Below are 22,691 nucleotides of genomic sequence, written 5' to 3' on the forward strand. Positions count from 1 at the left end.
CCGAAGCGCTGACCCCGAAGCGCTGCCCGGAAGCCTTGCCTCCGGGATGTCACCCCTGAAGCTTTGCCCCCTGTTTGTGCATCCCGTCTGTGAAGACGCGAACAGATCCGAAAGGCGGTGGGAGCAGTTGCGGCTCTCACGTAGAGGCCTGCTGCGCGCCGGACTGGCCGGTACGGCCGCGACGGCGCTCGGCGGCCTGGCGTCCGGCTGTGCCGTTCCGACCGGTTCGACCGGCCGGAACATGGTCCTGTGGTACTGGGACGGCGGCCTGGGCGACACCGTCGTCGAGAAGGCCAGGGCCCGCTACGGCGCCACGGTCGACCTCAGGGCCATCAAGATCGGCGGCTACTACCGTTCCAAGCTGATCACCACCATGGCCGGGCGCGCCCACGTCCCCGACGTGGCGGGGCTCAAGGGCGAGGACATGGCGTCCTATCTGCCCAACGCCGACCAGTTCGTGGACCTGCGCACCCTCGGCGCGGAGAAGTACAAGAACCGGTACCTGGCGTGGAAGTGGGACCAGGCCATCGCCGACGACGGCTCGATGATCGGCTTCCCGATCGACTGCGGCCCGGTCGCGCACTTCTACCAGTACGACGTCTTCCGCAAGGCCGGGCTGCCGTACGAACCGGAGGACGTGTCGAGGGAGCTCGACACCTGGGAGACGTTCTTCGCGGCGGGCGAGCGGCTCAAGCGGCGGATCCCGGGGACGTATCTGCTCACCGACGTCAACTCCGTCTTCGAGAACGCGGTGCAGCAGGGCGGCAAGCGGTACGTCGACAAGGACCGCCACTTCATCGGCGACCAGGAGCATGTGCGCGCCGCCTGGGCGCTCGCCGTCGAGGCCAAGCGGCGCGGGATCGTCTCCGACCTGGTCAACGGAACCCCCGACCAGCTCTCCGCCGTCCAGGACGGCAAGCTGCCGAGCCAGCTCGGCGCCTCCTGGGCGACCAACGACATCAAGAACGGCGTGCCGAAGACCAAGGGCCGGTGGCGGGTGGCCGACATGCCGGTCCGGCCCTCCAACAACGGCGGGTCGTTCCTCGCGATCACCAAGGCCTGCCGGGAGCCCGAGCGGGCGTTCGAGATCATCACCTGGATGCTGGACGCGGCCAACCAGGCGCAGGGGTACGTCGACGCGGGTCTCTTCCCGTCCACGCCCGCCTCGTACGGCCTGAAGCAGCTGCGCGAGCCCGACGAGTTCTTCGGCGGCCAGGTCACCATGGACGTCTTCGGGCCCGCCGCACAGAAGATCGCCGTCGCCTACAACAGCCCGTACGACGTGGCGCTCGGCCAGCCGATCAAGGACGAGATCAAGAACGTCGGCGTCCTCGGCAAGAACCCCGACCAGGCATGGAAGGACGCCATGAGCAAGTGCCGGCGGATCGCGGACCATCTGGGGGTGAGCCACTGATGGCCACCGCGCTGAAGAAGCCCACGGTCACCGTGGAGAGCGCCCCGAGTCCCCCGCCCCGCACGGGTCTGCGCAGGTACTGGCACCTGTACGCGGCGATCTCGCCGTTCTATCTGCTGTTCGTCTGCTTCGGTCTGGTCCCCGTCGGCTTCTCGCTGTACCTGTCCTTCCACCGCTGGGACGGCCTCGGGCCGATGGAGTGGGCGGGGCTGTCGCAGTACCGGTACCTGCTGGGCGACAGCGACTTCTGGAGCTCGATCGGGAACACGATCGTCATCTGGGCGCTGGCCACCTTCCCCATGATCTTCCTGGCGATGGTGACGGCGGTGCTGCTCAACTCGGCGGTCCGCTTCAAGAACGCCTACCGGTTCGCCTTCTTCCTGCCGAACGTGACCTCGGTCGTGGCGATCGCGATCATCTTCGGCTCGGTGTTCTCCACCAACTTCGGCCTGGTCAACGCCCTGCTGCAGGCCGTCGGGGTGGACCAGGTCGCCTGGCTGAACACCCCCTGGGGCATCAAGGCCGCCATCGCCACACTGATGACCTGGCAGTGGACGGGATACAACGCGATCATCTTCCTCGCGGGATTGCAGACCATCCCCGGCGAACTGTATGAGGCCGCCCGTATGGACGGAGCCGGTCCGGTGCAGACGTTCTTCCGGATCACGCTGCCGATGATGCGGCCGGTGCTGCTGTTCGTGCTCGTGATCTCCACCGTCACCGGTCTGCAGAGCTTCTCCGAGCCGCAGGTCCTGCTGCAGAACACCTCCAACGACTCGACGTTCTCCGGCGGCCCCGGCCACGCCGGCCGGACGATGGTCCTCTACTTCTTCCAGCAGACCTTCGACAACAACGACTTCGGCTACGGCGCCGCCGTGGCGTGGGGCATCTTCCTCGTCGTCGTCCTCTTCTCGATCATCAACTGGCGTCTGGTGCAGCGCCGGGGCGAAGACTAGGAGGCCCCACCCCCATGGCAACCATCAAGGGTTCCCGGCGCCGGGGCGCCGCCCTGCACGCCTCGCTGGTCCTCGGCGTGCTGCTCTCGGCCTTCCCGTTCTACTGGGCCGTGATCATGTCGACGCACACGTCGAGCGAGATCTTCTCCTACCCGCCGAAGCTGCTGCCCGGCACGCACTTCCTGGAGAACCTCCGCCATCTCCTCGACGCGATCGACTTCTTCGGCTCGATGGCCAACTCGCTGCTGGTGGCGGGCTCGGTGACCGTGCTGGTGCTGTTCTTCGACTCGCTGGCGGCGTTCGTCTTCGCCAAGTTCTCATTCCCGGGAAAGCGCTTCCTGTTCGCCTCACTCATGATCATCTTCATGGTGCCGGCGCAGCTCTCGGCCATCCCGCAGTTCGTGATCATGGCCAAGCTCGGCTGGATCGGTTCGATGACCTCACTGATCGTGCCGGCCGCTGCCAACGCCTTCGGCATCTTCTGGATGCGCCAGTACATGAAGAGCGCCATCCACGACGAACTCCTCGACGCCTCCCGCATCGACGGCGCGCACTTCCTGCGCCAGTACTGGCACGTGGCCCTGCCCGTGGTCCGCCCCGGCCTGGCCTTCCTCGGCATCTTCACCTTCATGGGCCAGTGGAACGACTACGCCTGGCCCCTGATCGCCCTCACCAACCCGGACAACGTCACCCTCCAGGTCGCGCTGTCCCAGCTCAACGGAACCCACGGCACCACGGACTACGGAATGGTCATGACCGGCGCACTCCTCGCCCTCGTCCCCCTGCTGATCGTGTTCGCGGTCGGCGCCCGCCAGATCATCGGCGACCTCGCCAAGGGAGCGATCAAGTGACCGACCCGCTGCTGACGCTCCGCCCCTGGTCCGCCCCCGAGGTGACCTCCTGGGGGCGGCTGCCCATGAACGCCGTCGACCGGCGCACCGGAGCACACTCCCTGGACGGCGACTGGCGCTTCCAGTTGCTGTCCGCTCCGCACGCGCCGGTCGGCGGTGCATGGTCGACGACGGTCGTGCCCGGCGTATGGACCATGCAGGACACGGACGACCCTCTACGGTCGACGGTCGACCTTCCGCAGTATCTGAACATCCGTATGCCGTATGCAGAATTCCCTCCGCTGTCGCCGGTCGACGACAACCCGACGGGTGTCTACGAGCGCGAGATCCACATCCCCGCCGACTGGGCAGGCCGCCGCGTCGTCCTCCAGGTCGGCGCCGCCGAGAGCGTGCTGCTCGTACACCTCGACGGACGGCCCGTCGGCATCTCCAAGGACTCCCACCTCGCCGCCGACTTCGACCTGTCCGACCTCGTCCGCCCCGGCGGCCGGCACACGCTGCGGCTGACCGTCGTCAAGTGGTCGGACGCCTCGCACATCGAGGACCAGGACCACTGGTGGCACGGCGGGATCACCCGTTCGGTGCTGCTGTACGCCACCGACCCGCTGCATCTGGCCGACGTCACCGTGCGCGCCTCCCGGGACGGGGAGCTGATCGTCGACTGCCGGGTGCGGGACGCGGGCGGGGCGCTGCCGGAGGGGTGGTACGTCAGCGGGGAACTGGACGGGCTGGCGCTCGCGCAGGACAGGGAGTTCGACCGGGCCAACGCCGAGGACGAGCGGGTCTCCGCCTTCCTCGGCGAGGCCCGGATGCACACCCGGGTGCCCGAGGTGCGCGCCTGGACCGCCGAGACGCCCGAGCTGTACGGGCTGACGGTCCGGCTGCACCGCGCCGACGGCAGTGTCGCCGACACCTCCCGTCACCGCGTCGGCTTCCGCGACGTCGAGATCGTCGGGCGGGACCTGCTGGTCAACGGCGAGCGGATCTACATCCGGGGCGTGAACCGGCACGACTTCCATCCGCTGACCGGGCGCACGGTGTCGTACGACGACATGCGCGCGGACCTGGTCCTGCTGAAGCGTTTCGGCTTCAACGCGATCCGCACCGCGCACTACCCCAACGACCCCACGCTGTACGACCTCGCCGACGAACTCGGCTTCTACGTGGTCGACGAGGCGGACATCGAGTCCCACGACCATGCCCATGAGATCGCCGACGACCCGCGCTATCTGAACGCGTTCGTGGACCGGGTGTCGCGGATGGTGCTCCGGGACAAGAACCACCCCTCGGTCATCATCTGGTCCCTGGGCAACGAGTCGGACTACGGCGCCAACCACGACGCCGCCGCGGGCTGGGTGCGCCGGCACGACCCGACGCGGCCGCTGCAGTACGAGGGGGCCGCCAAGCGCGGCTGGGCCGACCCGGACCTGGCCTCCGACATCGCCTGCCCCATGTACGCGCCGCTGGAGGACTGCGTGGCGCACGCGCTGTCCGGGGAGCAGACCAAGCCGCTCATCCAGTGCGAGTACTCGCACGCCATGGGCAACAGCAACGGCACGCTGGCCGACCACTGGGCCGCCATCGAGGCCACCCCGGGTCTTCAGGGCGGGTTCATCTGGGAGTTCTGGGACCACGGAATCCTTCAGTCCGTGAACGACGGAAGACCGGTCGGGCGTGGCGGCGCCGGGCTCTACGACAACGGTGTCACCGCTCCCGGCCACCGCTGGGCGTACGGCGGTGACTTCGGCGAGAAGGACCACGACGGCGCGTTCATCGCGGACGGTGTGGTCTTCCCCGACCGCACGCCGAAGCCGGTGATGTACGAGCACCGCGAACTCGCCGCGCCCGTACGGCTGGAGCTGTTCCGGCACGAGGGACTGGTGGTCTCCAACCATCAGCACTTCCGGGGCCTGGAGTGGCTCACGGGCACGTGGGAACTGGCGCTCGCGGACGGCCGTACGCTGACCGCTCCGGCCACGCTCCCCGCGCTGCTCCCCGGTGAGACGGCGGTGGTCCCGCTGCCGCTGGACCTGCCCGAGGACGGCGGCGAGGCCTGGCTGACCCTGCGGGTGACGACCGCCGAGGACCTGGCGTGGGCACCCGCCGGTACGGAGGTCTGCGCGCCGCAGGTGCTGCTGCGGGCCGCCGTGACGGCCGGGGAAGCGCCGGTGAGCGGCGGCGTCGTCGAGGTCGACGAGGACGGGCTGCTGGTCCATCCGCTGCTGACCGCCGCGCCCACGCTGTCGCTGTGGCGGGCGCCCACCGACAACGACGAACTGGGTGGCATGGCGCTGCGCTGGCGGACGTGGGGGCTGGACTCCCTGGTGCGCAAGGTCGTCTCGGTCCGGCGCGACGGTGACACGGTGACCGTGCTCGCGGAGTACGCGGGCACCTCCGGCGTGGTCCGGCACGAGCAGGTGTTCACCCCCGTCGAGGGCGGCATCCGGATCGACGAACGCGCCGATCTGCCCGAGGAGTTCGACGACGTGGCCCGGGTCGGGACGGTCTTCGAGACGGTCGCCGGGCTCGATCGCCTCCAGTGGTTCGGGCAGGGCCCCTGGGAGTCCTACCCGGACCGCAGCGGCGGCGCCCCGGTGGGCCATCACGCCCTCCCCGTCGACGCGTTGTTCACCCCCTATCTGCGTCCCCAGGAGAGCGGCGGCCGCCACGGCGTACGGCGCTTCACGCTCTCCGGGCCGGACGTGACAGGTCTCGTGGTCACCCCGGACGAGCCCCGGCAGGTCTCCGTCACGCGCTACCGCGCCGAGGATCTGACGGCCGTCGCCCACCACGACGAACTGGTGCCGCGCGCGGGCTGCGTGGTGCATCTCGACGCGGCGCACCGGGGCCTCGGTACGGCCTCGTGCGGCCCCGACACCTTCCCCTCCTACCTCGTCGCGCCGGGCGTCCACCGCTGGAGCTGGACCCTGCACATCCTGTAACCCCCCATCACCGCAAGGACTTTCCCCGGCTCTTCCCTACGGAGCACATGTGTGTACTTCGCATGCCCATGAACCGGGCGAGGCCGCGCAGGCCGGCGCCGGACGACGCGGCTTCCTGCGGGCCACGGCGCTGCTCGGCGCCGCGGCCACGGCCTCGGTCGCGCTGCCCGCGGCCTCCGCCGAGGCGGCCGCCGCGGAGGCGTCGTCCGCCGCCTGGCGCCCGGACACCGACAGCCGCCGCTTCACGCTCGCCGTGATGCCCGACACCCAGTACCTCTTCGACAGCCCGAGCATCGACAAGGCACCCGTCGAGGCGTCGCTGCGGTACCTCCTGGAGCACGGGGGCGAGCACGCCGAGAACATCGTGTTCCTGTCCCACCTCGGCGACCTCACGCAGAACGGCGCGGCGGCCGAATGCGCCGCGATCGGCGAGGCGTTCGAGCTGCTCGACCGGCGCGGGGTCGGCTACAGCGTGCTGGCCGGCAACCACGACGTGAAGTCCTCGACGACCGACCAGCGCGGAGCGACCCCGTACCTGGACACCTTCGGTCCGCGACGCTTCCGGGGGAAGCCGACCTTCGGCGGGGCCTCCCCCGACGGCTACAACACCTACCACCTGTTCCGGGCGGCAGGCCGCCAGTGGATGGTCCTGGCCCTGGACTGGCGGCTGTCGGACCAGGGGTACGCCTGGGCGAAGGACGTCCTGGCCGCCCATCCCACGACCCCGGTCGTCCTCACCACGCACGAACTGGTCGTCGAGGACGACTCCCTGTCGGCGTACGGGCAGCAGCTGTGGGACCGGCTGATCGACGGCCACGACCAGATCTTCCTCACGCTCAACGGGCACTACTGGCCCGCCGGCCGGGCAACCCGCAAGAACGCGGCGGGACATGACGTCCATCTGCACCTGACGAACTATCAGAACCGGTACTTCGGCGGAGCGGCGATGATCCGCCTGTACCGCTTCGACCTCGACCGCAAGGTCATCGACGTGGAGACCGTCTCCCCGTGGATCCTCGGGCGGGCCGCGAAGGGGCTCAACGAGCTGGAGCGGCAGGAGATCGAACTCAGCGGCGACGCGGACCGGTTCTCGGTCGACATCGACTTCGCCGACCGGTTCTCCGGCTTCGCCCCGGTACCGGACCGCCCCGCGCGTCCGGCGTCGAAGGTCCTCGTGCGCGGCACGGTCGCCTACTGGCGCTTCGACGGCCACGACGACGGTACGACCGTCACGGGCACCGTCCGCGACCTGTCCGGACGCGGCAACGACCTCACCGTCGTCACCGTCGGCGGCGGCACCCTGGGCTGGTCCTCGGACCACCACCCCGACCAACCCGGTCACGGCAGCCTGGAGTTCCGTGGCCACAAGTCGCCGCTCAAGGGCGCGTACCTGCGCACGGTCGACGGCGCGCCCCTCAACTCGGCCACCTTCGAGGACGGTTACACGATCGAGGCCTTCTACCGCCTCCCGGCCGACTGGGACCCGGCGCACCACGCCTGGTCGGGACTGGTCGGCCGTACCGGCACCGGCGGAGCGGCCGGCAAGACCGGCGACGACCCCGACGAGCCGCTCGCCACGCTGTCGCTGTCCAACGACCGGGAGCCGCAGTGGGCGATGCGCCCGCTGAACCAGGAGGGCATCGCCACCAACTGGGGCCAGGAGACCCCGCTGGAGACCTGGTGGCACCTCGCGGTCGTCAACGACGGCACGCACACCACGCTGTACGTCGAGGGCTGCCCGGTCGTGCGCAACCCCAGGGCGAAGGCGGTGGGCATCACCTCGGTAGGACTGCCGTGGCTGCTCGGCGGCTACGAGTACGGCGGGACCATCGACCAGATCCTGCACGGCCGTCTCGGCGACGTCCGCGTCGTCGCCCGCGCGCTGCCCGTCTCCTCCTTCATGAACCACTGACCCTTCATGAACCACTGACCCTTCATGAACCACTGACCCTTCATGAACCACTGACCCTTCATGAACCACTGACCCTTCATGAACCACGAATTCTCATGAGCCACTGACGCCCTCGAAGAGGACCCACACCACCATGACCGAGCAGCGACTGCCCGAGTGGGCCGACCCGTCCGTCTCCCCCGCACACCTCGACGCCCAGGGCGTCTCCCGCCGTCAACTCCTCCGCCGTGCAGGCCTGTTCGGGGCCGCGTTCGCCCTCGGCCCGTCCGTGACGCCCGCGTTCGCCGCGTCCGACCGCGGCCTCGGCGGCCACGACCCGCGTCTGGCGTACCTCGTCGGCGACCACCACGTCCACTCCGTCTACAGCCACGACGCCAAGTACACGTTCTCCCAGCAGGCGCGGGCCGCCGCCCGGTACGGCCTGGACTGGATGGTGTTCAACGAGCACTCCAACTTCGGCCACGCCCACTACGGCGCCGCGCTGGAGCACCAGGAGATCCTCGAGGCCCGCGCGCAGAACCCGCGCCAGCTGATCTTCCAGGGTCTGGAGTGGTACATCCCGGCCGCCGAGCACTGCACCGTGTTCGCCGCTCCGGGCGCCCACGAGGTCGACCTGCTCACGCAGTTCGAGCTCGCCTACGACGGCAAGCTGCTCGGCTACACCGAGGGATCCGCCGGCGCCACCGACACCGCCCGCAACGAGGCCCATGCCGTCAAGGCCATCCAGTGGCTCGCCGAGCAGCGCCGTTCGGGTTACGTCGACGACGTCCTCGTCCTCGCCAACCACCCGCTGCGTCTCGGTATCGACTCCCCGCACGAGATGCGCAACTGGCGCGACGCGGCCCCCGAGATCATGATCGGCATGGAGGGAGCGCCCGGCGCCCAGGGCGCGGCCCTCCCCGGCCGGCGCGGTTCCACCTCGATCCGCGGCGAGTACGAGAACAAGCCGTCGGCCCAGTCGTGGGCGGGCTATCCCGCGGACGCCTACCTGACGTACGGCGGCTTCGACTGGGCGACCGCGACCGTCGGCGGTCTGTGGGACGCGATGCTGGCCGAGGGCCGGCTGTTCACGATCACCACCAACTCCGACAACCACCGAACTGTCTTCGACACCTGGAAGAACGGCGACTGGCCGGCCGGGCAGAACTTCGACAACACCGGCAGGCTGCCCGACCCGGTGAACACCGACACCCCGCAGCCCGGAAGCGACTTCTGGCCCGGCGAGTTCAGCCGCACCCACGTCGGTGTGACCCGCTACGGCTACCGTGCGGTGATGGAGGGCCTGCGCGCGGGACGGGTCTGGCTCGACCACGGGCATCTGCTGGACGGTCTCGACGTGCGCGTGAAGCGGGACCGCGACGGCGGCCGGGGCGTCACCCTCGGCGGGCGGCTCCGCGTCCGCAAGGGCGAGAAGATCACGCTGTACGTCACCGTGACGACCGCCTCCCGGGCCAACCCCCAGGGGATTCTGCCGGAGTTGGCGCACGTGGACGTGATCCGGGGTGCGGTGCGCGGCCCGGTGACCGACCGGGACACCTGGAAGGCGCCCGACACGAAGGTCGTCCACACGAAGGACGTGTCGGGCCGCAGGGGGACGTACACCCTGCGCGTCCCGCTGACCGTCGGCGATGAGTCCTTCTACGTCCGGCTGCGCGGCAGCGACGGCAACCGGCACGGGGCCGGCTACCTCGGCGCGTCCGTCGACCCGCACGGCCCGATCCCGCACGAGCCGGGCAACGGCGACCCGTGGGCCGACACCTGGTTCTACTCCAACCCGGTCTTCGTGGACGTCGTGCGCTAGGAGCGTCCCGACAGGAGCGCGGGGAACTGCGCGACCGGCCACGACGGTCCCGCAGTTCCCCGCGTTCTCAGCCTCTCCTGCTCCGTCGGCGAGGAGCCCTACGCGTAGAAGCGGGACAGGCTCTGCAGCACCGCCGCCGGCTTCGCGCCGCCCTCGATCTCGATGGCCCCGTCGACGGTGATCTGCGCACCACCCGGCACGTCCTCGACCTCGGTGAGCTTGCCGACCAGGCGGATCCGGGAGCCGACCTTCACCGGCGAGGGGAAACGCACCTTGTTCAGGCCGTAGTTGACCTTCGTGGTGACGCCCTGGACGTCCAGCAGCTCGGTGAACAGCGGGATGAACAGGGAGAGTGTCAGATAGCCGTGGGCGATGGGCGCGCCGAAGGGGCCTTCCGCGGCCCTCTCGGGGTCCACGTGGATCCACTGGTGGTCACCGGTCGCGTCGGCGAACGTGTTGATCCGCTCCTGGGTGACCTCGATCCACTCGCTGGTTCCCAGATCGCTGCCGGCCAGCTTCTTCAGCTCGTCGAGGCCGTTCACCGTGATGCTCATATGGCTTTCCTTAGCTAAGAGTTGGTGCCGAAGCGGCTAGGAGGGGGAGCCGAAGCGCTGACGCACCCGGGCCTTGAGGAGCTTCCCGGAGGCCGTGCGCGGAAGTTCGTCCGCGACCACCACCGACTTGGGGATCTTGTACTTGGCGAGCCGCCCGGCCAGGGTGGCCAGCACGTCGTCGGGGTCGAGCGCCGCGCCCTCGCGGGGCACGACGACCGCGCGCGGCACCTCTCCCCACTTGTCGTCCCGCACGCCGATGACGGCGGCCTCGACGATGTCGGGGTGGGAGAGGAGGAGGTCCTCGATCTCGGCGGGGTAGATGTTCTCCCCACCGGAGATGATCATGTCCTTTATACGGTCGACGATGTACACGTAACCGTCGTCGTCGACCTTCGCCGCGTCCCCGCTGCGGAACCAGCCGTCGGCGAAGGAGGCGGAGGTCTCCTCGGGCAGCCCCCAGTAGCCGGGCATGACGTGCGGCCCCCGCACGAGGACCTCACCCGTCTCGCCGGGCCCGACCGGGGTGAGGTCGGGGGCCAGCACGCGGACGTCGCTGAAGAAGTGCGGCACTCCGGCCGAGCCCGCCTTGCTGGTGGCGTGCTCGGCGTCCAGGAACAGCGTGCCGGGCGACGCCTCGGTCATGCCGTAGCCCTGGAGGAAGGTGAGCCCGCGTTCCTGGTAGGCGGCGATCAGCGGGGTGGGGACCGGGGAGCCTCCGCAGGTCAGGATGCGCAGGCTGGACAGGTCCGCCTCCGCCCAGCGCGGATGCCGGGCCACCTGGTCGAACATCGTGGGCACGCCGAACATGAAGGTGATCCGGTGGCGTTCGATCAGGTCGAAGGTGGCCTCGGGGTCGAAGGCCTCGACCAGGACGCAGGTGCCGCCCTTGAGCAGCACCGGGAGGGTCAGCATGTTCAGGCCCGCCGTGTGGAACAGCGGCGCCGAGACCAGGGCCCGCTCGTCGGCGATCAGGTCGGTGTCGACGAGGACGTTGATGGCGTTCCAGGTGAGGTTGCCGTGCGTGAGCATGGCGCCCTTGGGCCGGCCCGTTGTGCCCGAGGTGTACATGATGATGCAGGTGTCGTCGGCGCCGACGGGCTCGTCGATCGGCTCGTCGGAGGCGGCGGCCAGCGCGTTCTCGTACTCGGCGCCGACCTCGACGTAGGTCCGTACGTCCGTGCTGCCCGGCAGTCCCGCGACCAGGCCCGCGTGCGAGGGGCCGTAGACGAGCGCCTTGGCCCCGGAGTCGGCGAGCTGGTAGGCGATCTCGGGGCCCGCGAGGCGGGTGTTGAGCGGGACGAAGACCGCGCCGAGCGTGCCGGCCGCGAACAGGGTCTCCAGGTAGGAGGGGTGGTTCGGGCCGAGGTAGGCGATGCGGTCGCCGCGTCGGACGCCTCGGGTGCGGAAGGTGTGGGCGAGGCGGGTGACGCGTGTATGCAATGTGCGGTAGTCCGTCGACTGCTCACCGTGGACCAGGGCGGTGCGGTGCGGGGTCTTGCGGGCCCGGCGTGCGGGCCACGACCCCAGTCCCTCGTTGCGCATCTCCGACACCCCTTACGGTCTCGTCAGCCCGAGCAGCCGGGCGGCGTTCTCCTTGAGGATCTTCGGCTTCACCTCGTCCTTGATCGTCAGCTTGTCGAAGTCGGCGAGCCAGCGGTCGGGGGTGAGGACGGGGAAGTCGGAGCCGAAGAGGACCTTGTCCTTCAGCAGCGTGTTGGCGTACTGCACGAGCTGCGGCGGGAAGTACTTCGGCGACCAGCCGGACAGGTCGATGTGCACGCCCGGCTTGTGGGTGGCGACGGCGAGGGCCTCGTCCTGCCAGGGGAACGACGGATGCGCCAGGATGATCTTGAGCTGCGGGAAGTCGGCGGCGACGTCGTCGACGTGGAGGGGGTTGGAGTACTTCAGGCGGATGCCGCCGCCTCCCGGGACCCCGGCGCCGATGCCCGTCTGACCGGTGTGGAAGAGGGCGATGGTGCCGGTCTCCTCGATGACCTCGTACAGGTCGTACGCCACCGCGCGGTCGTTGGGGAAGAAGCCCTGGATGCTGGGGTGGAACTTGAAGCCCTTGACCCCGTACTCCTCGACCAGGCGGCGCGCCTGCCGCACGCCCGCCTTCCCGCGGAAGGGGTCGATGGAGGCGAAGGGGATGAGGACGTCGGCGTTGGCGGCGGCGGCCTCGGCGACCTCCTCGTTGGGGACGGGGGCCGTGCCGGTCGCGGACTCGGCGTCCACCGTGAAGATCACGGCGGCCATGTTCCGCTCCCGGTAGTAGGCGGCCGTCTCCTCGATGGTCGGCTTCCGCTTGCCCTCCACCTTGAAGTAGGCGGAGGACGCGTCGTGCAGGTCGTCGTCGAGCGAGGAGTGCCCCTTGGAGGACACCTCCGCGTGGGTGTGGACGTCGATCGCGACGAGTTCCTCGACGTTGAGGGTCGTCATGGGTCAGGCCTCCGGGAACGTGGGCGCCGGGATGCCGACGGTCTGCAGTTCGGCGCCGACCGAGGTGGGGAAGGCGGCGGCCAGGCTCTCGGGGGTCCAGCCGCCGTCGGCGTAGGCCGCCTTGATCTCCTGCGGATGCGACCAGAGTGCCACCTTGTCGCCGCCGATGCCGATGGCCTGACCGGTGACGCCGCGGGCCGCCTCCGAGGCGAGGAACGGCACGAGCGCGGCGCAGTCCTCGGGGGTGCCGAAGCCCTCGCCCTTGCGCAGGAAGTCCGGCAGCGGCTCACCGTTCCGCATCGCCTCGATGTACGGGGCGAAGGCGGGGATGGTCTCGGTCATCGCGGTCGCGGCGACCGGCACGATGGCGTTGACGGTGATGTTCGCGCGGCCGAGCTCCATGGCCCAGGTGCGGGCGAAGGCGGCGATGCCGGCCTTCGCGGCGGCGTAGTTGGTCTGGCCGAAGTTGCCGCGCTGGCCGGCCGGGGAACCGACCAGGATCAGCGTGCCCCCCTCGCCCTGCTCGCGCATCCGTACGGCGGCGGCGCGGGCGCAGGTGAAGGTGCCCTTGAGATGGGTGGTGATCACCGCGTCGAAGTCGTCGTCGGTCATCTTCCACAGCACCTTGTCGCGCAGGATGCCCGCGTTGGTGACCAGGATGTCCAGGCGTCCGAACGCCTCGACCGCGCGGCTCACCAGCCGCTCGGCGGCCTCGCTCGTGCCGACCGGGACGACCTCGGCGACGGCCGTCCCGCCGGCCTCCTCGATGGACTTCACGGCCGCATCGGCGACCGCCTCGTCGACGTCGTTGATCACCACGCGGGCGCCATGGGCGGCGAGGGCCTGGGCGTACGCGAGGCCGAGGCCCCGGCCGCTGCCGGTGACGACGGCGACCTTGCCGGTGAGATCGATGCTGGTCACGAGCGAGTCCCTTCAGAAAGAGCCACGACCACGAGGGGGTCACGTAGAGCGGCGGGAGGTGCGGCTGCGAGATTGAAGCTAAGAGCAATAATTGTTGACGTCAATAGTTGTTGTCCACCTGCGGGTGCGTCATGCTGGAATCTGCACGACACACCGCCCCCGGCCGGGGGCCGAGACCAGGGAGCCCGCCATCGCCCGCCAGGACAACGCACTGAACGCCGCCGCCCCGATCGACGGGAACGAGCCGTGGATGCGGGGCCTGCACGCGGACACGGGTTATCTGCTCTACCGGCTGGGGCTGCGCTCGGGTCAGCTCTTCAACTCCTTCCTCCAGGAGTCGGGGCTGCGTCTGCGCCACTACGCGGTCCTGCGCTTCCTCGCCACCGCCGAGGGCGCGCTCCAGCGCGAGCTGAGCGCACGGCTCGGCTACGACCCGAGCGCGATCGTGGGCCTGGTCGACGACCTGGAGAAGCTGGGCTTCGCGGAGCGCCGGCCGGCCCCGGACGACCGGCGCAGCCGGATCGTCGTCCTGACCGAGGACGGCCGCGCCTTCCTGCGCGGCACCGACGAGGCGGGGCTGCGCGTGACGAACGAACTGCTGGGTCCGCTCGGCCCCGCCGAACGCGAGACGCTGCACACCCTGCTGCTGCGGGTCGCCGAGGACGGGCTGAGCTGATGCCATGGGGACGATCAGGACGACCGCGGCGACCGGGACGGCCGATGGGAGCCGGAGCCGCACCGCCATGACCTCCCGTTCCGCACCCGACCGGCTGCTGGCCGTGCTCGCCGCGTTCGATCACACCCATACGGCGCTGTCCCTCAGCGACATCGGCCGGCGCGCGGGGCTGACGCTGACCACCGCCCACCGGCTGGTGGGCGCGCTCACCGAGTGGGGCGCGCTGGAACGGGACGCGTCCGGTCTCTACCACGTGGGACTGCGGCTGTGGGAGATCGCCGCGCTCGCGCCGCGCGGCCTCGCCCTGCGCCAGGTGGCACTGCCGTACCTGGAGGACCTGTACGAAGCCACACACGAGAACGTGCAGTTGGCGGTGCGGGACGGGTCCGAGGTCGTCTACACGGAGTGGCTCTCGGGGCGTTCGGCGGTCGGTGTGCACATCCGGGTCGGCGCCCGCTGGCCGCTGCACGTCACCGGCGTCGGCCTCGTCCTGCTGGCACACGGCGACGCGGCGCTCCAAGAGGCGTACTGCGCGGGCCCGTTGGCGTCCTACACCGCCCACACGATCACCGATCCGGGCCGGTTGCGCCGGGCGCTGGCCGAAGTACGGCGCACCGGCGTCGCGGTGAGCAGCCGTCAGGTCACGGACGACGCCCTGTCGGTGGCCGCACCCGTGCGCGGCCCGGGCGGCGCGGTCGTCGCCGCCGTGTCGGTGGTCGTCCCCCACGCCCACGCCCAGGTGCCGGTCCTCGCCCCTGCCGTACGGGTCGCCGCGCGCGGGATCTCGCGGGCACTGGGGTGGCAGCCCGAGGGGGCGCGGGGCTGAGCGCCCACTGCCCCGAGAGCCGTCCCCGCTCCACGACTCCCCCCGCTCCCCGAGTGCCTCGTGGAGGGCCGGCTGCGGAGCCTCGGAGGCGTCGGACCTGCGGGGCTTCTGGGATCGCGGACGGCCCCGGCCCCTCCCGGCCTCTCCTCACGGAAATCTCAGCCTGCGGCGTGGACATTCAAAGGATCGACCCATGTGCGGGGCGCAGGATGCTGGCGCGAAGGTGGACAACTCAGGAAGGCGTGCCGTGGGCGTCTCGCACATATCGAACCGGTCCGAGCGACGGACGGAAGGATGGTCCCGGCGCGGGATCCTGGCCGTCCTGGGGGTCGCGCCGGCCGCCGCGCTGACCGGCTGCAGTTCCGGGTCGGCGGACGCCTCGGAGGGCTCGGGCGCCCAGGCGTCCGCCGCCGCGAAGGCCTCGACGGCCGCCAGGAAGCCGGTGATCTCGGTCACCCCCGCCGACGGCACCACGAAGGCGGCGTTCAGCAGTCCCGTCGAGGTGACGGTGAGCGACGGCACCCTCGCCTCCGTGAAGGTGACGGGCAACGACGGCTCCACGCTCGAGGGCTCGCTGAACGACGCGAAGACCAAGTGGACGTCGTCGAAGAACCCGTACTCGGGCACCAAGTACACGGTCACCGCGCAGGCCGAGGGCGCCGCCGCCGAGACGAGCACGTTCACGACCAAGTCGCCCGGCGAGACCTTCGTCGGCTACTTCACCCCCGAGGCCAACACGACCTCCGGCGTCGGCATGCCCGTGTCGATCAACTTCACGAAGGCCGTGAAGGACCGGGCCGCCGTTCAGAAGGCGATCACGGTGACCGCCGAGCCGGCCGTGGAGATCGTGGGGCACTGGTTCAGCGACACCCGGCTGGACTTCCGGCCGGAGACGTACTGGGCGTCCGGAACCAAGATCACGCTCAGTCTGCGGTTGAAGGACGTCGAAGGACAGGATGGTGTCTACGGTATGCAGTCGAAGGACGTCGTCTTCCACATCGGCCGTGAACAGATCAGCACCGTCGACCTGTCGACCAAGGAGATGGTGGTGAAGCGGGACGGCGCGACGTACGCCACCTACCCCGTCTCCGGCGGCGACGCCGACCACACCACCTGGTCCGGGATCATGGTGATCAGCGAACGCTTCAAGCAGACCCGTATGGAGTCCTCCACGGTCGGCCTCGGCGACGAGTACGACATCTCCGACGTGCCGCACGCGCAGCGCCTGACCACCTCCGGCACCTTCGTCCACGGCAACTACTGGGCCTCCACCTCCGTCTTCGGCAGCCGGAACACCAGCCACGGCTGCGTCGGACTGCACGACGCCAAGGGCGCGAACGACAGCACGGTTCCGGGCTACCAGTTCTACGAGAGCTCCATGCTCGGCGACGTGGTGATCGTGAAGAACTCGGGCGAGAAGACCGTCGAGCCGTCCAACGGCCTCAACGGCTGGAACCTGTCGTGGGCGGACTGGAAGGCGGGCAGCGCGGTTTAGCCCCTTTGTGCGCTTCACGCCGTGAACTTTCCCGCCGCGAAAGGACTTTCCCCGCTTTAAGTCTTGACGACTCTCGGGACGGAGAGCACATTGGGCGCACTTTGAGAGCGCTCTCAAAGCCACCCGCACCCCACCCCTCCGTACCCGAGAGGTCCCCCCATGAGTGCTAGCTCCGGCATGTCCAGACGGCGGCGCGCTCTCGTCGCCGTCCTCGGCACCCTCGGCCTCGCGGCCGCCGCGGCGACCGCCGTCACCCTGCCCGCGAACGCTTCCTCGCCCACGCCCCCCTCGGGCTGGACGCAGGTCTTCCTCGACGACTTCAACGGCGCCGCCGGCACCGGCGTCAACACCTCCAACTGGCAGTACAGCACCGGGACTTCCTACCCCGGTGGCCCCGCCAACTGGGGCACGGGCGAAGTCGAGACCATGACCAACAGCACCAGCAACGTCTCCCTCGACGGCAACGGCAACCTGCGCATCACCCCGCTGCGCGACTCGGCCGGCAACTGGACCTCGGGCCGCATCGAAACCGTCCGCACCGACTTCCAGCCCCCGTCCGGCGGCAAACTCCGCGTCGAGGCACGGCTCCAGATGCCGAACGTCACCGGCACCGCGGCCGAGGGCTACTGGCCCGCGTTCTGGATGCTGGGCGCACCGTACCGGGGCAACTACCAGAACTGGCCCGGCGTGGGCGAGTTGGACATCATGGAGAACGTCCAGGGCCTGAACAAGGTCTGGGCGACGATGCACTGCGGCACCAACCCCGGCGGCCCGTGCAACGAGACCACCGGCATCGGCAACTCCACGGCCTGCCCCAACACCACCTGCCAGTCCGGCTTCCACACCTACACCATGGAATGGGACCGCTCGGTCTCCCCCGAGGCGATCCGCTTCTCCGTCGACGGCGTCAACTACCACACGGTGACGGCCAGTCAGGTCGACGCCACCACCTGGGCCAACGCCACCAACCACGGTTTCTTCGTCATCCTGAACGTGGCGATGGGCGGCGCCTTCCCCGACGCCCTCGGCGGCGGCCTGGACAGCGCCACCGAATCGGGCCACCCGATGGTCGTCGACTACGTACAGGTGCTCCAGGCCGCGGGTAGTGGGAGCGGTACCACCTCGCCCCCGACCGGCAGCCGCGACGCCTACTCCACGATCCAGGCCGAGTCCTACGACAGCCAGTCCGGCGTCTCGACCGAGACCACGACCGACACCGGCGGCGGCCAGAACATCGGCTACCTCGCCAACGGCGACTGGGCCCTCTACAAGGGTGTGAACTTCGGCTCCACCGCGGCGACCCAGTTCAGCGCACGGGTCGCGAGCGGCGCCGCGTCCGGGATCAGCGGACTGGTCGAGGTACGCCTGGACAGCGCCACCAGCACACCCGTCGGCAGTTTCGCGGTGGCCAACACGGGCGGCTGGCAGACCTGGAAGACCGTTCCGGCGAACATCAGCTCCGTCACCGGCACCCACGACGTGTATCTCACCTTCACCAGCGGCCAGTCGGCGGACTTCGTCAACGTCAACTGGTTCACGTTCGGGCACTGACACCCGCCCGGGCCGGCGCCGGGCCCACCCCCCTCGCCCGAACGGGGGCCCGGCACCGGCCGATTCGTCTGTCCGGCGGGGCAAGAGGTCTGCCCCACCGCCTCTTTCCCCGTGCGGTATCCGCACGGTACGCAGGAAGGGACCGTCCCATCCGCCCGGAAGGCACCTCGTGCGCACAGCGAAGCCCGGCAGAACTCCCGACGAAGCGGCCCGCAACAGCCCGGCGGCCTCGGCGAGAACCGGTGGGCCGCACCACCGCCTCCTCGCCCTGCAGCGCACGGCCGGCAACGCGGCGATCGTCCAACTGCTGCGCCGCGAAGGCCACGTCGCCGCCCCCGCGCAGGAGGAGCACCGGCACGGACCCGAGTGCGGCCATCGGGACGCCGTAGGGGCCGCCGGGCCCACCCCCGCCGTACAGAGGTCCACGGTCCAGGACGTGCTGCGCGGCGGCGGCCGTCCCCTCGACGACGGCACCCGGGCCGACATGGAGAGCCGTCTGGGCGCCGACTTCTCCGACGTACGCATCCACACCGGCTCCGCCGCGAGGGCGTCCGCGTCCGAGATCGGCGCCCGCGCCTACACCTCGGGCAACCACATCGTCCTCGGCGACGGCGGCGGCGACCGGCACACGCTGGCCCACGAGTTGACGCATGTCATCCAGCAGCGCCAGGGGCCCGTCGCGGGCACCGACAACGGCGCCGGGCTGCGGGTGTCCGATCCGTCGGACCGTTTCGAGCGGGAGGCGGAGGCCAACGCCGTCCGCGTGATGCGCGCCCCGGCCCGCGAGACGGCGCCGACGGCCGAGGAGGCCTCGGTCCCCGCGGCCGCCGGGCAGCCGTACGTCCAGCGCGCCCTCAACCACACCGCCCAGCCGACCGCCGCCAGGTTCGAGGCGGAGACGGACAGCACGGGCAGGGCCGTCAGATCAGAGATGATCACGGACGGTTCGCTGGCGGGATCCAGTCCGTCACAGGATCCGCCGGGGTACGACTACATCCGCTCCCTCAACCTGACCAGTCAGTGGATCCGCTTCCACCTCGTCAACGAGAAGGCGGGCGGCCCGGGTACCGCGAACAACCTGGTGCCCGCGGCGCAGGGCGACAACCAGAACTACGAGAAGACCATCGAGAAGGACCTCAAGGCCGATGTGACGAAGGCCGCCGCGTCTCCCGGCGACTACGTGTACTTCGGCGTCCAGGTGCACTACAACCATCCCGCCCCGACCACCGGAAGCGCCGGACAGCTCGCTGCCGCGTTCGCCTTCCCGTCCGGCCTGACCATCGCCCACGAGCACTACAAACCCGCCACGGGCTGGCAGGCCGCGAAGCACAACGGCGCCGGCTTCACCTTCCAGGTGCGACAACCGGCGGACACCCGGGTGCCCCGGCCGCTCAGCGGCATCGACCTGGCCGTCCTTCAGCAGTACACCGGACTCCCCCCGAGCTCCCGCATCTGGAACGCCGACGACGTCACCTTCCTCAAGAGCATCGCCACGGGCGGCACCCGTCGTCAGGAGTTCCTCGGTTACCTGGCCCAGCACGGCGGCGCGAGCAGCGAGGGCATCTTCCTGGCGTTCCACGACATCCCGTTCTCGCCGCCCCGGGTCGGCGGACGTGCCGCGACGAAGAACGCCACGACGTTCGCGATGCGGATCGGAGGCGCCCCGGGCGGCGACACCGCGCTGGAGTCGCTCGCCATCACCATGGGTACCGGACTGCTCACCTGAGGAAGGAGTGCCTGATGTCGAGTCTGTGGAACGCCACGGTCGCGGAAGTCGGCGAGAACACCATCACCCTCCACATCACCGCGATCCACCCGGACGCCGGTGACCCGCCGCAGGACGCGGCCTTCGCGCTGCGGCTCCTCGCCGACGGCCTGGAACGCGCGGCCGGCGCCACGGAGCGGGCGAGCGACCTCGACGCCCGCGCCGACGCCGGAACGGCCCGGGAGAGCGTTGCCGCCGTGTCGGTGGGCGCCCGCCGCAACCTCCCCTTCAGGGAACGCGTGGAGAAGGAGCGCATCACGGCAGCCCTACGGGAACGGGGCCTGGACCCCACCGACGGAACCGCCTGGGAGAACGCCTTCCAGACCGAGTGGCGCGCGCTGTGGGAGGACCCCGAGCGGCTTCCGCAGGCGGACCTGACGATCCGTCTGTTCGACGGCGACCTGCTCACCGGTCTGGAAAAGGGCGGCAGTTGGGACTCCGCCGCCTACGCCTGAAAGCGACGGAACGTCACCGGGCCGGGATCAGTGGTGCCCGTCCTCCGGTACGGCGGTGAACGCGCCGTCCGTGAGAACGGGCACGACACAGGAGGCGTCCAGCTCGGTCGCGATCGCCACGTCGCCGGGGAAGCCGCCCCCGGCCAGCTCCCGCCCCGAGGCGCACCCGGCCACGGTGTCCGCCACGTCCGGGGTCCCCACGAACGCGGCCCGTGCGGCGGCGGCCTCGGGCGACAGGGGTCCGGCGCCCTGCGCACGCAGCTCGGCGATGATCGCACCGGCCCCCAGCAGGTCCTCCAGGGCGGGCCGCAGACCGCCGTCGGGCCACCGTTCACCGGCGGCGACGACCCCGACCGGCCGGTGCTCGGTCCCATAGCCCTGGGCTGCCAGCCGGCGTCCCACCGCCGTCGCGTTCCGCAGACAGCCCGCGATCACGGTCGTACCGGCGGCCGCCGCGGCGATCGCCGAACCGTTGGGCGAGGGCAGGACCAGCCGGGGAGTGAAGGGGGCCTCCCGCAGCGCGGCCGGCGAGAGCGACCAGGGCGCCTCCTGGCTCGTCTCCCTTCTCCCGACGGCGAGTTCGGCCGCCCGGTCGCGGGCGAAGGCGTGGGCGGTGGCGTCCCGCCAGGGGTACGGGAAGACATGGGTTCCGCGCTCGACGGCGACGGTCACCGAGGTGGTGAAGGAGAGGACGTCGACCACGACGAGACAGGCCACGTCGTCGGCGAGCTGCCGGGCACCGACGGGACCCCACTCGAACCGCACGCCGTGCCCTTGCTGAAGGAACCAGTCAGTCATGGGAGGGGAGTCTCACCGCATACCGTCGCCGGGATCAACCCCGACGGCCGACCGAAGCCTGTATGCAATCGCCTGCCGACCGCCGACCGTCTGCCTTCGACCGTCTGCCTTCGACCGCCGACCGTCCATCGTCCACCGTTCGCCGTCCACCCCCGACCGTCGACGATCCACCGCCGACCGTCCGCCGTCCACCCCCGACCGTCGACCATCCACCACCAACCACCAACCGCCGACCGCCGACCGCCGACCGCCGACCGCCGACCGCCGACCGCCGACCGCCGACCGCCGACCGCCGACCGCCGACCGCAAGACGACCTCACCGCACCTCCGCCCGAAACCCCGCCGGCGTCACCCCGGTGTGCAGATGGAAGAACTTCGAGAAGTTGGCCGGATCGGGGAACCCCACCGCCGCCCCGACCCGCCCGATCGGCAGATCCGTGTGGGCCAGCAGCCGCTTCGCCTCCAGGACGACCCGTTTGTCGATGAAGCCCTTGGGGGTCTCGCCGGTGGCGGCGCGGACCGCGCGGACGAGGGTGCGGCGGGAGTAGCCGAGGGCGTCGGCGTAGGCGCTGACACTGTGCTGGGTGGCGAAGTCCCGCTCCACGGCGTCCCGGAAGAGGGTGAACGTCGATTCGGTTCGCCGCCCCGCCTCCGCGGAGCTGGTGGCGAGGTGGGCGAGGCGCAGCAGGAACGCGGTCAGCAAGTGCCGTAGCACCGCCGTGTGGAGGGCGGGGGGCAGGGTGGCGCCGTCCTCGTACTCCCGTCGGAGGTGGGTGAGCGCGGCACGCAGAGCGGCGAGTTGGGGTGCGTCGGGGCGGAGGAGGGGCGGGAGGTCGTAGCGGTACAGGCCGGTGGCTTCGACGGTGCCGCGGGGGAGGAAGCCGGGTTGCATGGTCAGGACGGTTCCGCGGTACTCGCTCGTCCTCGAGAAGCGGTGGACCTGCCCCGGGCGGATCCACAGCAGTTCGCCGGCGGTCGCCTCGTACTCCGCGAAGTCGATCATGTGGTGTACGGGGCCGTCGTCGAAGAGCATGACCACGTGGAAGTCGATGCGGTGGACGCGGTCGAGCGGGGCGTCGCCGGCGTGCCAGGTGCGGCCCGCACCCAGGCGGCCGATCTGCATGCCGACGCCGCCGACGCTGCGTTCGACGGGGAAGGGAAGGGTTCTGATGCCGTCGTCGACGGTTCCGTCTTGGGGCTGTCTGTCCGCCATGTCCGTCTCGTGCCGTCCCGCTGCCGCTGCCGGTGTCCCACTTTCACCACAGGCTGACACAGGAAGACCTTCCCCCGTAAAAGTCATACTTTTAAGTTTGAACGCGCCAGAGCATCTCTCCC

Annotated in this window: 18 protein-coding genes; 12 read left to right on the plus strand and 6 right to left on the minus strand. The window is 70.4% G+C overall.

Annotation, left to right across the window (positions count from 1 at the left end; translation table 11 throughout):
- The first annotated feature begins 127 nt into the window (after positions 1-127).
- The 6 genes from OG852_RS09030 to OG852_RS09055 all read left to right on the plus strand — a co-directional run bounded on the left by OG852_RS09030 (position 128) and on the right by OG852_RS09055 (position 9,876).
- Positions 128-1,414 (plus strand): ABC transporter substrate-binding protein, encoded by a 1,287-nt coding sequence (locus OG852_RS09030; protein WP_330347548.1) that lies wholly within the window; start codon positions 128-130, stop codon positions 1,412-1,414.
- On the plus strand, positions 1,414-2,370 hold the full coding sequence (locus tag OG852_RS09035) for a carbohydrate ABC transporter permease (protein ID WP_133913750.1): 957 nt from the start codon (positions 1,414-1,416) through the stop codon (positions 2,368-2,370). Before OG852_RS09030 ends, OG852_RS09035 begins: the two co-directional genes overlap by 1 nt.
- A gap of 14 nt (positions 2,371-2,384) precedes the next feature.
- The gene (locus OG852_RS09040) at positions 2,385-3,221 is read left to right on the plus strand and encodes a carbohydrate ABC transporter permease (RefSeq protein WP_133913751.1); all 837 of its coding nucleotides are present in this window, start codon (positions 2,385-2,387) and stop codon (positions 3,219-3,221) included.
- Positions 3,218-6,163 (plus strand): glycoside hydrolase family 2 TIM barrel-domain containing protein, encoded by a 2,946-nt coding sequence (locus OG852_RS09045; protein WP_330347549.1) that lies wholly within the window; start codon positions 3,218-3,220, stop codon positions 6,161-6,163. The genes OG852_RS09040 and OG852_RS09045 overlap by 4 nt, the downstream gene beginning before the upstream one ends.
- A gap of 49 nt (positions 6,164-6,212) precedes the next feature.
- Positions 6,213-8,075 carry a LamG-like jellyroll fold domain-containing protein gene (locus OG852_RS09050; protein ID WP_330347550.1) on the plus strand — a complete coding sequence of 621 codons (1,863 nt, stop codon included), beginning with the start codon at positions 6,213-6,215 and terminating at the stop codon, positions 8,073-8,075.
- Positions 8,076-8,208: 133 nt separating this feature from the next.
- On the plus strand, positions 8,209-9,876 hold the full coding sequence (locus OG852_RS09055; RefSeq protein ID WP_330347551.1) for a histidinol-phosphatase: 1,668 nt from the start codon (positions 8,209-8,211) through the stop codon (positions 9,874-9,876).
- Between the two features lie 98 nt (positions 9,877-9,974).
- On the opposite strand, the gene OG852_RS09060 is transcribed toward OG852_RS09055, so the two are convergent.
- Genes OG852_RS09060 through OG852_RS09075 form a run of 4 tightly spaced genes read right to left on the minus strand, consistent with a single transcriptional unit; the run spans position 9,975 to position 13,790 of the window.
- Positions 9,975-10,430: a MaoC family dehydratase gene (locus tag OG852_RS09060; protein ID WP_133913755.1), complete on the minus strand. Its 456-nt coding sequence runs from the start codon at positions 10,428-10,430 to the stop codon at positions 9,975-9,977.
- Between the two features lie 36 nt (positions 10,431-10,466).
- The gene (locus OG852_RS09065) at positions 10,467-11,972 is read right to left on the minus strand and encodes an acyl-CoA synthetase (protein ID WP_133913756.1); all 1,506 of its coding nucleotides are present in this window, start codon (positions 11,970-11,972) and stop codon (positions 10,467-10,469) included.
- A gap of 12 nt (positions 11,973-11,984) precedes the next feature.
- On the minus strand, positions 11,985-12,869 hold the full coding sequence (locus OG852_RS09070) for an amidohydrolase family protein (protein WP_133913757.1): 885 nt from the start codon (positions 12,867-12,869) through the stop codon (positions 11,985-11,987).
- A 3-nt stretch (positions 12,870-12,872) separates the two neighbouring features.
- Complete coding sequence (locus OG852_RS09075) at positions 12,873-13,790, minus strand: SDR family NAD(P)-dependent oxidoreductase (protein ID WP_133913758.1); 918 nt, start codon at positions 13,788-13,790, stop codon at positions 12,873-12,875.
- Positions 13,791-14,040: 250 nt separating this feature from the next.
- On the opposite strand from OG852_RS09075, the gene OG852_RS09080 reads away from it, so the two are divergent.
- The 6 genes from OG852_RS09080 to OG852_RS09105 all read left to right on the plus strand — a co-directional run bounded on the left by OG852_RS09080 (position 14,041) and on the right by OG852_RS09105 (position 20,558).
- On the plus strand, positions 14,041-14,466 hold the full coding sequence (locus tag OG852_RS09080) for a MarR family winged helix-turn-helix transcriptional regulator (RefSeq protein WP_133913944.1): 426 nt from the start codon (positions 14,041-14,043) through the stop codon (positions 14,464-14,466).
- A 67-nt stretch (positions 14,467-14,533) separates the two neighbouring features.
- On the plus strand, positions 14,534-15,292 hold the full coding sequence (locus OG852_RS09085) for an IclR family transcriptional regulator (RefSeq protein WP_330347552.1): 759 nt from the start codon (positions 14,534-14,536) through the stop codon (positions 15,290-15,292).
- 247 nt (positions 15,293-15,539) lie between these two features.
- On the plus strand, positions 15,540-16,787 hold the full coding sequence (locus tag OG852_RS09090) for a L,D-transpeptidase (protein ID WP_330347553.1): 1,248 nt from the start codon (positions 15,540-15,542) through the stop codon (positions 16,785-16,787).
- 159 nt (positions 16,788-16,946) lie between these two features.
- Positions 16,947-18,338 (plus strand): glycoside hydrolase family 16 protein, encoded by a 1,392-nt coding sequence (locus OG852_RS09095; protein WP_330347554.1) that lies wholly within the window; start codon positions 16,947-16,949, stop codon positions 18,336-18,338.
- Between the two features lie 169 nt (positions 18,339-18,507).
- Positions 18,508-20,064, plus strand: coding sequence for an eCIS core domain-containing protein (locus OG852_RS09100; RefSeq protein ID WP_330347555.1), 1,557 nt, complete (start codon positions 18,508-18,510; stop codon positions 20,062-20,064).
- Between the two features lie 14 nt (positions 20,065-20,078).
- The gene (locus tag OG852_RS09105; RefSeq protein ID WP_330347556.1) at positions 20,079-20,558 is read left to right on the plus strand and encodes a hypothetical protein; all 480 of its coding nucleotides are present in this window, start codon (positions 20,079-20,081) and stop codon (positions 20,556-20,558) included.
- A gap of 27 nt (positions 20,559-20,585) precedes the next feature.
- On the opposite strand, the gene OG852_RS09110 is transcribed toward OG852_RS09105, so the two are convergent.
- Together OG852_RS09110 and OG852_RS09115 are read right to left on the minus strand one after the other, a co-directional pair.
- Entirely contained in the window at positions 20,586-21,356 is a 771-nt protein-coding gene (locus OG852_RS09110) for a 2-phosphosulfolactate phosphatase (protein WP_330347557.1), read from the minus strand.
- A gap of 316 nt (positions 21,357-21,672) precedes the next feature.
- Positions 21,673-22,569, minus strand: a complete 897-nt coding sequence (locus OG852_RS09115; RefSeq protein WP_133913766.1) for a helix-turn-helix domain-containing protein — start codon at positions 22,567-22,569, stop codon at positions 21,673-21,675.
- Positions 22,570-22,691 lie beyond the last annotated feature (122 nt).

Source organism: Streptomyces sp. NBC_00582, assembly GCF_036345155.1.
In the GTDB taxonomy this organism is placed as follows: Bacteria; Actinomycetota; Actinomycetes; order Streptomycetales; family Streptomycetaceae; genus Streptomyces.

Coding starts and splice junctions, on each gene's coding strand:
- OG852_RS09110 (WP_330347557.1), bottom strand. CDS start 21,356: ATGACTGACTGGTTCCTTCAGCAAGGGCACGGCGTGCGGTTCGAGTGG.
- OG852_RS09040 (WP_133913751.1), top strand. CDS start 2,385: ATGGCAACCATCAAGGGTTCCCGGCGCCGGGGCGCCGCCCTGCACGCC.
- OG852_RS09065 (WP_133913756.1), bottom strand. CDS start 11,972: ATGCGCAACGAGGGACTGGGGTCGTGGCCCGCACGCCGGGCCCGCAAG.
- OG852_RS09095 (WP_330347554.1), top strand. CDS start 16,947: ATGAGTGCTAGCTCCGGCATGTCCAGACGGCGGCGCGCTCTCGTCGCC.
- OG852_RS09105 (WP_330347556.1), top strand. CDS start 20,079: ATGTCGAGTCTGTGGAACGCCACGGTCGCGGAAGTCGGCGAGAACACC.
- OG852_RS09080 (WP_133913944.1), top strand. CDS start 14,041: ATGCGGGGCCTGCACGCGGACACGGGTTATCTGCTCTACCGGCTGGGG.
- OG852_RS09055 (WP_330347551.1), top strand. CDS start 8,209: ATGACCGAGCAGCGACTGCCCGAGTGGGCCGACCCGTCCGTCTCCCCC.
- OG852_RS09035 (WP_133913750.1), top strand. CDS start 1,414: ATGGCCACCGCGCTGAAGAAGCCCACGGTCACCGTGGAGAGCGCCCCG.
- OG852_RS09085 (WP_330347552.1), top strand. CDS start 14,534: ATGACCTCCCGTTCCGCACCCGACCGGCTGCTGGCCGTGCTCGCCGCG.
- OG852_RS09115 (WP_133913766.1), bottom strand. CDS start 22,569: ATGGCGGACAGACAGCCCCAAGACGGAACCGTCGACGACGGCATCAGA.
- OG852_RS09070 (WP_133913757.1), bottom strand. CDS start 12,869: ATGACGACCCTCAACGTCGAGGAACTCGTCGCGATCGACGTCCACACC.
- OG852_RS09060 (WP_133913755.1), bottom strand. CDS start 10,430: ATGAGCATCACGGTGAACGGCCTCGACGAGCTGAAGAAGCTGGCCGGC.